Source organism: Pseudomonas putida W15Oct28 (assembly GCF_000708715.2).
GTDB classification, from domain to species: Bacteria; Pseudomonadota; Gammaproteobacteria; order Pseudomonadales; family Pseudomonadaceae; genus Aquipseudomonas; species Aquipseudomonas putida_R.
Map to the genome: position 1 here is coordinate 1 of NZ_JENB01000040.1, position 15,067 is coordinate 15,067.

The 15,067-nt window shown below is 63.1% G+C and carries 11 protein-coding genes; 7 read left to right on the plus strand and 4 right to left on the minus strand.

Going from position 1 to position 15,067, the window contains the following annotated elements:
* Positions 1-321: 321 nt before the first annotated feature.
* Positions 322-2,466, minus strand: coding sequence for a bifunctional mannitol-1-phosphate dehydrogenase/phosphatase (gene mtlD / locus AK81_RS22020; protein ID WP_043202480.1), 2,145 nt, complete (start codon positions 2,464-2,466; stop codon positions 322-324).
* Positions 2,467-2,861: 395 nt separating this feature from the next.
* Here mtlD and AK81_RS22025 point away from each other — a divergent pair, with 395 nt between their 5' ends.
* On the plus strand, positions 2,862-3,158 hold the full coding sequence (locus AK81_RS22025) for a DUF3144 domain-containing protein (RefSeq protein WP_043202482.1): 297 nt from the start codon (positions 2,862-2,864) through the stop codon (positions 3,156-3,158).
* Positions 3,159-3,396: 238 nt separating this feature from the next.
* Here the strand turns inward: AK81_RS22025 and AK81_RS22030 are convergent, their stop codons facing one another.
* Entirely contained in the window at positions 3,397-4,290 is an 894-nt protein-coding gene (locus AK81_RS22030; RefSeq protein ID WP_043202484.1) for a LysR family transcriptional regulator, read from the minus strand.
* A 147-nt stretch (positions 4,291-4,437) separates the two neighbouring features.
* Between AK81_RS22030 and AK81_RS22035 the strand changes: the two genes are divergently transcribed.
* From AK81_RS22035 to AK81_RS22050, 4 genes are all read left to right on the plus strand, one after another.
* Positions 4,438-5,517, plus strand: a complete 1,080-nt coding sequence (locus AK81_RS22035; protein ID WP_081042128.1) for a 4-oxalomesaconate tautomerase — start codon at positions 4,438-4,440, stop codon at positions 5,515-5,517.
* Positions 5,518-5,591: 74 nt separating this feature from the next.
* The gene (locus AK81_RS22040) at positions 5,592-6,908 is read left to right on the plus strand and encodes a dicarboxylate/amino acid:cation symporter (protein WP_043202488.1); all 1,317 of its coding nucleotides are present in this window, start codon (positions 5,592-5,594) and stop codon (positions 6,906-6,908) included.
* 123 nt (positions 6,909-7,031) lie between these two features.
* Positions 7,032-8,336: a CitMHS family transporter gene (locus AK81_RS22045; protein WP_012271247.1), complete on the plus strand. Its 1,305-nt coding sequence runs from the start codon at positions 7,032-7,034 to the stop codon at positions 8,334-8,336.
* A 67-nt stretch (positions 8,337-8,403) separates the two neighbouring features.
* Positions 8,404-9,657: an OprD family porin gene (locus AK81_RS22050; RefSeq protein WP_043202491.1), complete on the plus strand. Its 1,254-nt coding sequence runs from the start codon at positions 8,404-8,406 to the stop codon at positions 9,655-9,657.
* A gap of 52 nt (positions 9,658-9,709) precedes the next feature.
* Here the strand turns inward: AK81_RS22050 and AK81_RS22055 are convergent, their stop codons facing one another.
* Positions 9,710-9,958 carry a CsbD family protein gene (locus AK81_RS22055; protein WP_043202493.1) on the minus strand — a complete coding sequence of 83 codons (249 nt, stop codon included), beginning with the start codon at positions 9,956-9,958 and terminating at the stop codon, positions 9,710-9,712.
* A 245-nt stretch (positions 9,959-10,203) separates the two neighbouring features.
* On the minus strand, positions 10,204-10,659 hold the full coding sequence (gene soxR / locus AK81_RS22060) for a redox-sensitive transcriptional activator SoxR (RefSeq protein ID WP_043202495.1): 456 nt from the start codon (positions 10,657-10,659) through the stop codon (positions 10,204-10,206).
* Positions 10,660-10,743: 84 nt separating this feature from the next.
* Here soxR and AK81_RS22065 point away from each other — a divergent pair, with 84 nt between their 5' ends.
* Positions 10,744-11,841, plus strand: a complete 1,098-nt coding sequence (locus tag AK81_RS22065; RefSeq protein ID WP_043202498.1) for an efflux RND transporter periplasmic adaptor subunit — start codon at positions 10,744-10,746, stop codon at positions 11,839-11,841.
* On the plus strand, positions 11,838-14,921 hold the full coding sequence (locus AK81_RS22070) for a MexW/MexI family multidrug efflux RND transporter permease subunit (protein WP_043202500.1): 3,084 nt from the start codon (positions 11,838-11,840) through the stop codon (positions 14,919-14,921). Before AK81_RS22065 ends, AK81_RS22070 begins: the two co-directional genes overlap by 4 nt.
* Positions 14,922-15,067 lie beyond the last annotated feature (146 nt).

Sequence of the window (15,067 nt, forward strand, 5' to 3'; positions counted from 1 at the left end):
ATTGATAGTGCGGCTAAATGCGATGCTCAAGACCGGAACGCCCTGGAAGGAGCAAATAGCTCACTCGTAGGAGCAAGCCTTGCTGGCGTTGCCCGGCACAGCCGGGCCTAGGGCGCTACGCCCCCCATCGCCGGCGAGGCCAGCTTCCACAAGAAGACAGTTGCTCCCACAGGTACATCGCAGGCTTCAGGCTTATGCAGTACCTGTGGGAGCGGGCGTGCCCGCGAACACCGGCGAAGCTGGTGCCATTCACCGCGTTGGATTCTTCGCGGGTGAACCCGCTCCTACAGGGGGATAGACCGTTGCTCTTGCGTCAATGGGTCAAGCGCCTATGCAAAGGTCGTTCAGTCGGGTTGCCACATCCCTTTGCGAGTACTGCCGGAAGGCATCTGAAATGACGGTGATCAGTTGCGCGTCCCTGATCGGGTCCAGCCCCGGAAAACGCTTGCCGTTGCAATCAATGTCATGGGTAAGCACGGCCTCTACGCTGGCGTCATTTTCCCTGTAAACCTGCCTGATGGCCTGGGCTTCCAGCGCCTTGTCGTCTTTGCAGTGCAGGGCATGGTGAATGGCCAGTGCCGCGCCAAACGCCAGCGCCGGGGTGCCAATGCCATGCTTGCGCGCAAGGTCGATGCTGCTGAGGATGCGTTCGTTGCGCTGAAGCTTGCGCAACGGGTCGCGCCCCACCCGGGCACAAGGGTCTTTGAACGAGGTTGTACAGCGTTCCAGGAAGGTATCGGCAAACTGGCTGACTACCTCCGCCATCTGCGGGTACTCCGCCACCAGCGCGGGCCCGACTTCCTGGCGAATCAGGCGTTCGGCCAGTTCGCTCACGCGTGCATCGCCCATACCCTGGCCTACCGAGTCATGGCCCAAGAGGCTTGCGTACCAGGCAACGATGGCATGCGGGCCGTTCCACAGGCGGTTCTTGATGACCTGGATCTGGGTGATGTCCGGCACCGTCTTTACCTGGCGCAGGCGTTCGAGCAGGTCGCTGCCGTGCTCTACGTACAGCGGCATGTCGGGTTCGCTGTTGAACAGTATCAGGTGCAGCTGGCTCATCGCGCTGCTGGGCTGGGCGAAGGGCCTGAAGCGCCCGATCAGTCGTTCGTATTCAGGCAGTGGCGTGGATGCCTTTGTGGCGACTGCCGGCTCGTCTTCCAGGCTGTTCTGGAACATCTGCGACTTGATGCGCAGTTGCCGCACCAGTGCGTCGTTGCTGAGCTTGGAGACGATGCGGCTGACGACTGTTTCGGCGAAATGGGTTTTTTCCAGCACCTGTTGGCCGATGGCTGGCGGGCACAGCAATGCCAGCTCCGCTTGCACATGCCGGCGCACGAACGCGGCGCCGCCCACCTTGTTCAGCACGATCAGCAACGTCAGCTCACGGCCGCGTCGTTCGAAGCGTTGCAGCAGCCCCTTGGCAATCACCTTCGCCTGGTTGCGGATGGCCTGTTCGGGGAGGCTCAGGCCGATGATTTCGGCCGTGGTGTACATGCCGATCACAGCATCGTCATCGTCCATGTCGATCATGCGCACGTTGTCGATGGTCTGGTCGAACGATGTAGCACCGTAGCGCACGCTGTAACGGCCGAACGCATTGACGCTTTCGCGCAGCATGCGCGAGCGTGTCGCGGCGATGATTTCACACGGCCGGGTGTAGCCATCCCAATGGGAAAAGACCTGCGTCAGGTAGCCACCCCCGATGGCGCCGAAACCATGAATGCCCACGCGGAACTGGTTCATGGAGGCCGGGAAGCTTTCGTTCAGTTCGGGCATGCCCAGGTCGGGAACGCACTCGCTCAGGTCGGCCAGGAACTCGGTCATGCTGCGGTAGGCCTTGAGCGCGGCTGCCTTGATCTCGGGGGTGGGTGGCTTGATGTCTTCAATCAGAATCGCCTGGCCTTCTGCATGGATGGCCGAGAGCATGCCGTTCTCCGAATCCTCGACCATGAAGCATTGGCCCGGCTCGCAATTGAGCGCGCGGGCGGCTTTCAGGAATATCTCGGGGTGGGGTTTGCCTTGGCTGACTTCATCGCCGCAGACGGTGATGTCGAAGTACTTCAGCACGTTGGCGTTGATCAGGTATTCCTCGGCAATGGCACGGCGGCTGGAGGTGGCCACTGCCATGGTCAGGCCAGATTTGCGCAGGCGCTCGAGCACTTCCAGCAGGCCGGCCTTGATCGGTACGCCGTGATTGCGCACGTAGTCCAGCTCAAGTTCATCCGCGCGTTTGCGGATCTCGGCGTATGGGAAGTCTTCACCGTTATGCGCCTTGGCCAGGGCTTCTGCCTTGGTCGCGCTCAGGCCCAGCGAGCCGATCAATGTGTCCTCGCTCAGCGCTTTGCCGAAGATTTCCAGCGAGGCTTGCTTCAGTGTTTTGAAGCGCAAGCGTTCGGTGTCGAAGAGGGTGCCATCCATATCGAAGATGGCGCTGAGAATCTGTTTACCTTGAAATAAAAGCATTGAGTGTTGCCCCTGTGGGTGCGTCAGACATCTCGCCTGTAGCAAGCGAGTACGGCGTGTGAGCTGCAGCGTCGGCAGTCAGGTCGGGGGCACGCGTTTGTCAGGTGCACGCTCAGGCGTGACGCAGAGATAAGGCGGGGCGGAGCGGGGAGTGCAGAGGAGGTTTGCAACCTTTGAGGCAAGGCGGGCGGCTGGTTTGGCCTTGAGGTCACGCCCACTGGCTGCAGTCGGTTTTGCAGGCAGTGGGCGCAAATAGCGATGGATACGTGTGATTCCAAGCATAAGGTGCTTTGCTTCCTTTTCGTCATGGGTGATCCTTTTTCAGCCTTGCACGTATGCGCCGCGACATGCAAGGCTTGGCCTTTCGCTCGAATCCCGCAACAAGGTGAACCGCAATGACCAAAGCTACCGACCAGGCGTTTTATGACCGTGCCGATGCGCACATCGAACTGGCAAACCAGCAGATCGAAAAGTTCGAGGACCTGGGCAAGGTAAGCGCCTCGCTGACCTTCGGTGCCGCGCGCTTCAGCGCCTGGATGAGCGCCCGCAGCTTCAAGAGCGGCGCCGAGCTTGGCGCCGCGCGCGAGGAGATTCTGAAGTACTTCTGCGAGCAGTACCGGATGATGCTCGAGGACAACCTCGACGAGCATATCGAGCATTTTGACCAGTACATGCTGGGCAAGAACGACTGAGGCTGCAGGTCGAAAGCTCGCCGCATTCCTTGTGATAGCAACTGTCTTGTTCAAATGCCAAGAGCTTGCGCGATCCCTGTGGGAGCGGGCGTGCCCGCGAACACGGGCGAAGCCCGTGCCATCCACCCCACAGCCTGCTTCGCGGGCATGCCCGCTCCCACAGGGATAGCGTATCGCTGCGCTCAACGCTGAGCCTGTGGGTGGTCACAGAGGTGGCAGCGGCAGGGTTGGCCAAGCCTCAACGATGGGTCCATTTCTCCAGCAAGATCGACACGAACTTCTCCGCCGCTGGCGACAACGACGCGCCGCGGCGGTACACCAACCCCAGCGTGCGGCTAACCTGCGGCTCGATCAGCGGCACGCTCACCAGCGTCGGGTGGTCGGCGTCGGGCATGGCCAGGCTGGGCATGGCCGACACGCCCAGCCCGGCCTCGACCATGCCCAGCGATGTGGACAGGTGTTGCACTTCGTAGAACCATTTGGGCCGCAGGTTGAGCCCGGACAACGCGTGGTCCAGCAGCATGCGGTTGCCGCTCAGGCGGCCGACGCCGATCAGGCGGTAGTCAGCCAGTTCCGTCCAGGTAACGGAGGCCCGGTTCGCCAGTGGGTGGTCGCGCCTGCAGGCCAGCACAAAGTGCTCTTGCACCAGCGTGACAAACTCGATGTCCGGGTGCTGGCCGCTCATCATGTTGATGCCGAAGTCGGCCTCGCCGCGCAACACGGCTTCGAGCCCGTCGTTGGCGCTAAGGTCCAGCAGGCGAATGCGGATTTTCGGGTACTGCTCGTTGTAATCGCGGATCACCGATGGCAGGAAGTAGAACGCTGCGGTGGGAATGCAGGCGAGGGTAACCTGGCCGGTCTGGCGCTCGGCCAGCTCGCGGATGCTCAGGATCGAGTCTTCAAAATCATCCAGCAGGCGCCTGGCCTTGGGCAGGAAGTCGCGGCCCACGCTGGTCAGGCTGACCCGGCGGGTGGTGCGCTCCAGTAGCGAGGTGCCCAGGCCTTCCTCCAGCTTCTTGATCCGCCGACTCAAGGCCGGCTGGGACAGGTGAAGCGCTTCGGCGGCTTCGTGAAAACTGCCCAGTTCGGCGATTTTCACGAAAGATCTGATGTCTTGCAGCTCATATTCCATAAGAAAACCCGCTACTGTCGCCGTGCTTGATTGATGTTTGAATCGCAATAATGGCTACGATATTTGCATTGGATTGATTTATCCATGCCTGTCACTCTTTTGCTCACAGCATCAATGATGTCCATTGATCAACAAGAGTGCAAAATCATGCAACGAATTCCTTGCGTACTCATGCGCGGTGGTACCTCGAAAGGGCCGTTCTTCCACGCCTGGGACCTGCCTGCCAATGTGGTCGAACGCGACGAGTTGCTGATCAACCTGATGGGCTCTGGCCATGAGCTGGAAATCGATGGCATCGGTGGCGGCAGCCCGCAAACCAGCAAGGTGGCAATCGTCAGCCCTTCGTTGCACCCCGAGGCTGATGTCGATTACCTGTTCGTTCAGGTGATGGTTGCCCAGCGCCGCGTCGACACCGCGCCCAATTGCGGCAACATGCTGTGCGCCGTGGGCCCGTTCGCCATCGAGCAAGGCCTGGTGAAAGGCCAGGATGGCAAGACCCTGGTCCGCATCCGCAACCTGAACACCGGTACCTTGGTCAATTCGCTGGTGGAAACCCCCGGCGGTATCGTGCGCTACGAAGGCCGCACGGCAATCGATGGCGTACCGGGCACTGCCGCCCCGGTGCACCTGACCTTCCTCGATGCAGTGGGTAGCAAGACCGGCAAACTGTTCCCCACCGGCAAGGCCACGGATCTGATCGATGGCGTACCGGTAACCTGCATCGACATGGCCATGCCCATGATGGTCGTGCAAGCCAGTCAACTGGGGGTGACCGGATCGGAAACCCCTGCAGAACTCGATGGCAATGACCCACTGCTCAAGCGCCTTGAAACGCTGCGCCTGAAAGCGGGCAAGGCCATGGGCCTTGGCGACGTCAGTGGCATGGTAATCCCCAAGCCGGTGCTGGTGTCTGCGCCACGCTACGACGGCACGTTGCAGGTGCGTTACTTCATGCCGCACAACTGCCACCGTGCGTTGGCCATCACCGGGGCGGTAGGGCTGGCGACTGCCTGCGTCAGCCCCGGCACGGTAATCGCCGACCTGCTTGGCGAGGGTGCCCGGCAGTTGACCGAAGTGCGCCTGGAGCACCCGAGCGGCGGTATCGATGTGGCGCTGTCGCGCAGTGGTGCCGACGGCAAGACGACCCAGGTGTCGGTAGTGCGAACTGCCCGGCGGCTCTTCTCAGGCTTTGTCTACGCGCCTACCTTGCGCAGGCTGGCGGGGTAGTCAAAGGCGGCCCAGCTGCCTGCTTCACACATGCACCAAGCGCATCCGCACAATTTCAACAATGGTGATGCCCCATGAAACTCGCCAAATCGCTGTATTTCCAGATCCTCTGCGCCGTCCTGCTGGGTGTACTGGTCGGTCACTTCTGGGCGCAACAGGCTGTTGCGCTCAAGCCCTTGGGCGATGCCTTCATCAAGCTGATCAAGATGATGATCGCCCCGGTGGTGTTCTGCACCATTGTCACCGGCATCGCCGGAATGACCGACAAGCGCTCGCTGGGGCGCTTGATGAGCAAGACGTTGCTGTTGTTCCTGGGCCTCACGGTGGTGAGCCTGGTGATTGGCCTGGCAGCGGTTTACCTGTTCAAACCAGGTGCGGGCATGAACATCGACCCCGCCACCCTCAGCACCGAAGGCCTCAGCCAGTACACCGCCTCGGCAGCCAAGCTGGGCGTGGTCGATTTCTTCATGCACATCATTCCCGATACTTTCATCGGTGCCTTCAACAAGGGCGAAGTGTTGCCGGTGCTGTTCATCGCCGTGCTCAGCGGCTTTGCCCTGTCGTCCATGGGGGACAAGGGCAAGCCAGTGCTGGATGTGCTGGAGTCTGCCTCGACCATGGTGTTCCGCATTTTTGGCTACCTGATGCGCTTTGCGCCGGTGGGTGCCTTTGGTGCGCTGGCTTTTACCGTCGGGCAGTACGGCATCACCTCGCTCGGTGCCCTGGCCAAGCTGGTGGGCACGCTGTACATCGCCTGTGCGTTCTTCGTACTGGTCGTACTGGGTGGCATCTGCCGTGCCCATGGTTTCAGCCTGTGGAAACTGCTGCGCTATTTCCGCGAGGAGTTCCTGGTGGTGCTGGGTACTTCGTCCACCGAACCGGTACTGCCACGCATGCTGGAAAAGCTCGAGAAGCTGGGCTGCAAGAAGGGTGTGGTAGGCCTGGTGTTGCCAACCGGTTACTCGTTCAACCTTGATGGCACAGCCATCTACCTGTCGCTGGCGGCCATCTTCATCGCCCAGGCCTGCAACATCGACATCACCCTGGGGCAGACGCTGACCATGCTGGCGATCATGTTGCTGTCGTCCAAGGGCGCCGCCGGGGTGACAGGCAGTGGTTTCGTCGCCCTCGCCTCGACCCTGACCGTGATCCACGACATCCCGCTGGCTGGCCTGGCGCTGCTGATCGGCGTCGACCGCTTCATGTCCGAAGCCCGGGCCCTGACCAGCCTTGCCAGCAATGCGGTGGCCACCGTGGTGATCTCGCTGTCCGAGAATGCCTGTGAGCGGGAGACTCTGCTGCGCACGCTCAATGGTGAACAACCGGTACAGCCGGACTGCGCTGTTCCCGAACAGGCCGCCTGGCCCGCCGAGCCGCGCCGCCACGGCTGAACGCCCTTTGCATTACTGAACATTGACTTAGAATTCCACTCAGCGTCGCAGCGATGCCGAGTGGGGTTGGAGGCTGCCTGCCCGGCGGGCGGCCACGCACAATAAAAACAAGAGAGAAAGACCATGCTCGCACTCCTGGGCCTGATCATGGTGGTGACCTTCACCTACCTGATCATGAGCAAACGCCTGTCGCCTATCGTTGCGCTGACCGTTGTCCCGATCGTCTTCGCCGTCATCGGCGGCTTTGCCCCCGAACTCGGCAAGATGATGCTCGACGGCCTGAAGATGGTCGCGCCATCGGCAGCCTTGCTGCTGTTTGCCATCCTGTTCTTCGGCCTGATGATCGATGCCGGCCTGTTCGATCCGCTGATCCGCAAGATCCTCAAGCGGGTAAACGGCGACCCGGTCAAGATCGCCATCGGCACTGCACTGCTGTCACTGCTGGTGGCGCTGGACGGTGACGGCACGACCACCTACATGATCACCTGTGCCGCCATGCTGCCACTCTACAAGCGTATCGGCATGAACCCGATGATCCTGGCCACGGTGTCGATGCTGTCGCTGAGCATCATGAGCGGCCTGAGCCCCTGGGGCGGGCCGGCCACGCGGGCCATCGCCGCGCTTGGGCTGGACGCCAGCGAGTACTTCATCCCGATGCTGCCGACCATGATCGGCGGTGCGGCCTGGGTGGTGTTCACGGCCTTCCTGCTGGGGCGCACCGAACGCCGCCGTATCGGCAACATCGCCCTGGAGTCCGGTGGTGGCAACTGCTACATCAAGGAAATCCTTGGCGACAACCCTTACAAGCGCCCGCGCCTGGCCTATGTGAACCTGTTGCTGGTGATCGCCGTCATGACCGCACTGGTGATGGGGCTGATGCATGCCGCCATCCTGTTCATGATCGGCTTCGTCGCCGCGCTGATGATCAACTACCCCCAGCTGGAGCTGCAGAAGGAACGCATTCTGGCGCATTCGGGTAACGCCATGACGGTGGTGCTGCTGGTGTTTGCCGCGGGTATCTTTGCCGGGATCTTCTCGGGTACCAAGATGGTCGACGCCCTGGCGCAAACCCTGGTGGACTGGATTCCCGAAGAGTGGAGCCACTGGTTCCCGCTGGTGGTGGCGCTGACCAGTATGCCGCTGACCTTCGTGCTGTCCAACGACGCCTACTACTTCGGCGTGGTGCCTATCCTGGCCAACGCCGCAGCGGCGTATGGCATCGACCCGCTGGAAATTGCCCGCGCCTCGGTACTCGGCCAACCGGTGCACCTGATGAGCCCGCTGGTGGCTTCGACGTTGCTGCTGGTCGGCATGGTCGACCGTGACATTGGTGACTTCCAGAAGGCCACCTTCAAGTGGGCCGTGCTCACGTCGCTGGTGATCACCGCGCTGGCGCTGCTCACAGGGGCCTTGTCCTTCTTCGTTTGAGCGTTACCGGGCGCTGCCTGGCGCCCGCACCTTGTGCATCCTGAAAACAACAACAAGAGTACCGACCATGTCCCGTGCTGTGTTCCGTGGGGCCACTTGTGGCCTGCTCTGCGGCTGGCTGCCTGTTGCCGGCGCCGCCGGTTTCGTCGATGACAGCAAGCTCAAGCTGCAACTGCGCAACGTCTACTTCAACGAGAATTTCCGCGACGAACAGGGCATGAGTGCGCGTGCTGCCGCCAGTGCCAAAAGCGAGCGGGTGGAGTGGGCACAGGGTTTTCTGCTGGACTATCAATCCGGATTCACCCCCGGCGCATTGGGCGTAGGGCTGGATGCCCTGGGGCTGGTGGGTGTCAGGCTGGACTCTGGCCGTGGGCGCAGCGGCACCGGGCTGCTGCCGGTGCATGACGACGGCCGTGCGGCGGACGAATTCGCCAGCGCCGGGGTAACGGCCAAGGCCCGCGTCGGGCAGACTGTGGTCAGGCACGGTACCTTGCTGCCGAAAACGCCGGTGCTGGTCTACAACGATGCACGGCTGTTGCCGCAGACGTACCAGGGCACGCAGCTGACCAGCACGGATATCGACGGGCTGACACTGGCGGCCGGGCACCTGGACCGCTTCAAGCAGCGTGATTCATCGGACAGCACCGGGCTGTACCTGGATGGGTACGCGGGGGGCAAGTCCGGTGACTTCAACTTCGCCGGTGCCGATTATGCCGTCAGCAAACAACTGCGCCTGAGCTACTTCCATGGCCAGCTTGAGCACTTCTACCGCCAGGACTTCGCCGGGCTGGTACATGACCTGCCGCTGGCCGGCGGGGTACTGACCACAGACTTGCGCTACTTCAAGAGCCGCGACAGCGGCGCCGCCCACGGTGGTGCCATCGACAACGACATGTTCAGCGGGCAGGTGGCCTATGCCCACTCCGGCCATACCCTCGGTGCCGGCTACCAGGTGCTCGATGGTGACGCCGGCTTGCCGTACATCAGTGGTGCGACCGTGTATTCGTTCAGCAACGTCGGCATCGGCAAGTTCATCGAGGAGAAAGAGAAAACCTGGATGGCCAGCTACGCGTACAACTTCGCTGCCACTGGTGTACCGGGTCTGACCTTCATGGCGCGATACCTGAGTGGCGATAATGGCCGTTCGGGAGGCGAGGGCATCAAAGAATGGGAGCGTGACGCCGAGATTGCCTACGTGGTGCAGGCCGGGCCACTGAAAGGGCTGGGCGTGAAGCTGCGCAACTATGTCTATCGTTCAGATTTCGCACGTGGCCGGGATAGCAATCGCCTGTATCTTACCTACGATATCGCCATTTGGTGATGGCGCAGGCCGGACGACATGTCCGGCCCTGAACCGCCTGTTGCGCCCTGGGTCAACGGCGCAGCAAGCGAGAAATCACCAGTGTGACGGCGGCGGTGATGGCCAGCGCGGCGATCGGTTTTTCCTTGACGAACGAAGACACTGTGTCCAGGGCATCACCATAGGTCTTGGTCACCTGGCCTGCAGCCTGACGCGCATCGCCTTCGGCTTCCAGCGCCGGGTCTTCGACCAGCCGGCCGACAGCACTCTGCGCCTTGCCTGCAAGGTTCTCTGCAACACCTTCGATCTGTTCGCGTTTCATGATGGCTTAGTTCCTTCCTGTGAGCGGCTAGGGTTAACAGCACAGGCTTAGGGCGTTGCCAGGCCGCAATGGTTCCAAAAAGCTTGCACGCCCCTGTGGGAGCGGCCTTGCCGGGGCGCCGGACCGGTCGGAAAGGGCTGCAAAGCAGCCCCAGCAATCTCTGCATTTTGCTGAAATCAGGGGGCCGCTGTGCGGCCCTTTCGCGACACAAGGCCGCTCCCACAGGGACCTCGCAAGCCTGCAGGCTAGCGGGCCTTCTTCTCAAGGATGCGCGCCCCGGTACCTTCCTTGGCCAGCACATCCTCGGGGTTGCGCAGCGGGCAATCTTCCAGCGACAGGCAGCCACAACCAATGCAGTTGTCCAGGCTGTCACGCAACGCTTCCAGCGTGCGAATCCGGGCATTGAGGTCTTCGCGCCAGGCCGTGGACATCTCGCCCCATTGCGCCGCCGTAAGCTTGCTGTTGGGCGCATAACGGCTGAATGCCTGCTTGATTTCCTCCAGCGGAATACCCGTGCGCTGCGCCACTTTGATGATCGCCAGCGTGCGCAGCACCAGCGAGGGATAGCGGCGCTGGTTGCCTGCCGTACGGACGCTGGCGATCAGCCCCTTGGTTTCGTAGAAGTGCAGCGCAGACACCGCCACGCCACTGCGTTTGGCCACTTCACCCACTGTGAGCATCCGCGTGTTGTCCGCTGCCATGCCTGTTGACCTAAAGTTAAGTTGAGCTCTTATAGTCCTGCCCGATCTTCCCCGCAACCGCTTTCCCCATGATCGGAGCTCTGCATGAACAAACGCACGTTACTGGCCTGGGCCGGCGCTGTAGCCGGTGTGCTGGCCGCTGCCTATGCGCTGGTGGGTAGCGGCTCGCCGCCACCCGCTGCGGCGGCGTGGCCGGCGACCAAGGTGGCGCTGGCCACGGCCGAGCAGGTGCCGCTGGCGCGGCAGAACTTTGCTTCGGGGGAGCTGGAGTCGGTCAACCAGGTGCAGGTAGCGGCCGAGACGGCGGGGCGCATTACCCGCATTGCCTTCGAGTCGGGGCAGGCGGTAACGGCCGGGCAGTTGCTGGTGCAGCTCAACGACGCGCCGGAGCAAGCCCAGCGGGTGCAGTTGCGGGCGAAATTGCGAAACGCGCAAGTGGTGCTGCAGCGCAGCCGCAAGCTGCGGGCGATGAATGCCGTGTCGCAAGAGCTGCTGGACAACGCCGCCACTGCCGTGGATGTGGCCAGTGGTGAGCTGCAGCATGTCGAGGCGCTGATCGCGCAGAAGGCCATTCGCGCACCGTTTGCCGGCAAGCTGGGCATTCGCCGGGTACATCAGGGCCAATACCTGGGCGCCGGCGAGGCCATCGTCAGCCTGGCTGACAGCAGCCAGTTGCATGTGAATTTTGCCCTGGGCGAGCAGGCCGCCCCCGAAGTGCACGTCGGGCAAGTGCTGGCACTGACGGTGGACGCGGCGCGCGGGCAAGGCTTCCAGGCCCGGGTGGTGGCGGTCGACCCGGTGGTCAGCAAGGCGCGCCTGGTGCAGGTGCAGGCAGCCTTGCCGAACCCGGACGGGCAGTTGCAGCCGGGCATGTACGCCGCCGTAAGCCTGGATGCCGCGCAGCCGTCGACCGTGCTGGCCGTGCCGGAAACCGCGATCACCTACACCGCTTATGGCCAGACTGTATTCGTTGCGACCCAGGACCCGGCGTATGGCACCCGGGTCAGCCGGGTACGGGTAACCACCGGTGAGCGCTGGCAGGGGCGGGTGGAGGTCACCTCCGGCCTGGCGCCCGGTGACCGGGTGGTGGTTTCCGGCCAGTTGAAGCTCAGCGACGGCATGCCGGTCGAGCCAGTCGCACAGGACAGCCTGCAGGCCAGCCAGGGAGGGCGGCAGTCGTGAAGTTTACCGATGTCTTCGTGCGCCGCCCGGTGCTGGCCCTGGTGGTCAGTAGCCTGATCATCCTGATGGGGCTGTTTGCCATGGGCAAGTTGCCGATCCGTCAGTACCCGTTGCTGGCAAGCTCGACCATTACCATCAGCACCGAGTACCCCGGTGCCTCCGCCGAGCTGATGCAGGGCTTCGTGACCCAGCCGATTACCCAGGCGGTGTCGTCGGTGGAGGGCATCGACTACCTGTCCTCGTCGTCGCAGCAGGGGCGCAGCCTGATTACCTTGCGCATGGTGCTCAACCGCGATTCGACCCAGGCGCTGGCCGAGACCATGGCCAAGGTCAACCAGGTGCGCTATCGCCTACCGGAAAAGGCCTACGACCCGGTGGTGGAGCTGTCGGCAGGCGATTCCACCGCCGTGGCCTACGTGGGTTTTGCCAGCGACAGCCTGTCGATCCCGGAGCTGAGCGATTACCTGTCGCGGGTGGTGGAGCCACAGTTCTCCGGCATCGACGGCGTCGCCAAGGTGCAGTCGTTCGGCGGGCAGCGCCTGGCCATGCGCCTGTGGCTGGACAGTGAACAGATGGCCGGGCGCGGGGTGACGGCAGCGGACGTGGCGCAGGCGGTGCGGGCCAACAACTACCAGGCGACGCCGGGGCAGGTGCGCGGGCAGTATGTGCTGGCCGATATCCAGGTGGACACCGACCTCACTCGCGTCGAGGACTTCCGTGAACTGATCGTCCGCAACGATGGCACCGACCTGGTACGCCTGCGCGATGTCGGCACTGTCGAGCTGAGCGCGGCGGCCACCCAGACCAGCGCCACCATGGACGGCAAACCGGCCGTGCACCTGGGGCTGTTCCCCACGCCGACCGGCAACCCGCTGGTGATCGTCGAGGGCATTCGCCAGCTGCTGCCGCAAATCCAGCAGACCCTGCCGCCCGGTGTGAAGGTGGCGTTGGCCTATGAGACTGCGCGCTTCATCGATGCTTCGATCCAAGAGGTGCTGCGCACCCTGGTGGAGGCGATGTTGATCGTGGTGCTGGTGATCTGGCTGTGCCTGGGTTCGCTGCGCAGCGTGCTGATCGCGGTGGTGGCCATTCCGCTGTCGATGCTCGGTGCCGCGGGCCTGATGCTGCTGTTTGGCTTCAGCCTCAACCTGCTGACCCTGTTGGCGATGGTGCTGGCCATCGGCCTGGTGGTGGACGATGCCATCGTGGTGGTGGAGAACGTGCACCGGCATATCGAGGAGGGCAAGTCGCCGGTTGCTGCGGCATTGGCCGGGGCGCGGGAAATCGCCGGGCCGGTCATTGCCATGACCCTGACCCTGGCAGCGGTGTATGCGCCGATCGGGCTGATGGGCGGGCTGACCGGCACGCTGTTCCGCGAATTTGCCCTGACCTTGGCGGGGGCGGTGATCGTGTCCGGCATTGTGGCGCTGACCTTGTCGCCGGTGATGAGCTCGTTGCTGTTGCAACCCGGGCAGCAGCATGGCGCGATGGCCAACATGGCCGATCGGTTGTTTGCTGCGTTGACCGGGGCCTATGGGCGGGTGCTGGCCTACTCCCTGGCGCATCGCTGGATCAGCGCGGGTGTGGCGCTGCTGGTGTGCCTGAGCCTGCCCTGGCTTTACCTGCTGCCCCAACGCGAGCTGGCGCCGCCCGAGGACCAGGCGGCGGTGCTGACCGCCATCAAGTCGCCGCAGCATGCCAGCCTCGAATATGCCGAACACTTTGCGCTGAAGCTGGATCAGGTGATGAAGTCCATCGGCGAAACCACCGACACCTGGATCATCAACGGCACCGACGGCCCGGCCGCCAGTTTCGGGGGGATCAACCTCAGCGCCTGGCAGGCGCGCGAGCGCTCTGCCGCACAGGTGCAGGCGCAGTTGCAGCAGGCCGTGGCGGATATCGAAGGCAGCAGCATCTTCGCCTTCCAGGTCGCTGCGCTGCCGGGCTCCAGTGGCGGCCTGCCGGTGCAGATGGTGCTGCGCAGCGCCCAGGATTACCCCGAGCTGTACCAGACCATGGAAGTGCTCAAGCAACGCGCCCGCGACAGCGGCCTGTTTGCCGTGGTGGACAGCGACCTCGACTACAACAACCCGGTGGTCAAGGTGCGCGTCGACCGGGCCAAGGCGGCCAGCCTGGGCATCAGCATGCAGGCCATTGGGGAGTCGCTGGGTGTGCTGGTGGGTGAGCAGTACCTCAACCGCTTTGCCCTGTTCGGGCGTTCCTATGACGTGATCCCGCAGAGTATCCAGGACCAGCGCCTGACGCCTGCGGCGCTGAACCGCCAGTATGTGCGCGCCGAAGATGGCAGCCTGGTGCCGCTGGCCACGGTGGTGCACCTGGATATCGAAGTGGCGCCCAACCGCCTGTTGCAGTTCGATCAGCAGAACGCCAGTACCCTGCAGGCGATCCCGGCGCCGGGTGTGTCGATGGGCAATGCCGTGGCATTTCTCGAACAGCTCGCCGCCGAACTGCCGCCGGGCTTCAGCCACGACTGGCAATCGGAATCGCGCCAGTATGTGCAGGAGGGCTTTGCCTTGATGTGGGCGTTTCTCGCTGCCCTGGTGGTGATCTACCTGGTGCTGGCGGCGCAGTACGAAAGCCTGGTCGACCCACTGATAATTCTGGTGACCGTGCCGCTGTCGATCTGCGGTGCGCTGCTGCCGCTGGCGCTGGGCTGGGCCACGCTGAACATCTACACGCAAATTGGCCTGGTGACGCTGATCGGCCTGATCAGCAAGCACGGCATCCTGATGGTGGAGTTCGCCAACGAGATCCAGGTGCGCGACAACCTCGACCGTGCCGCCGCCATTGTCCGTGCCGCGCAGATACGTTTGCGGCCGGTGCTGATGACCACCGCGGCGATGACCTTCGGCGTACTGCCGCTGCTGTTTGCCAGCGGCGCGGGGGCCAACAGCCGCTTTGGACTGGGGGTGGTGATCGTGTGCGGGATGCTGGTGGGGACCTTGTTTACCCTGTTCGTGCTGCCGACGATCTATGGGTGGCTGGCGCGGGACCACAGGGTGACCACGGTGCGCACGCGGCAATTGATCGATGCCGAAAGGCAACTCAGAACCCTGTAGGAGCGGCCTTGCCGGGGCGCCGGACCGGTCGGAAAGGGCCGCAAAGCGGCCCCTCGATTGTTGCCTTGATGCTGAAACCCTGGGGCCGCTTTGCGGCCCTTTCGCGACACAAGGCCGCTCCTACAGGGGGGCGTGCGGCCTGGGCG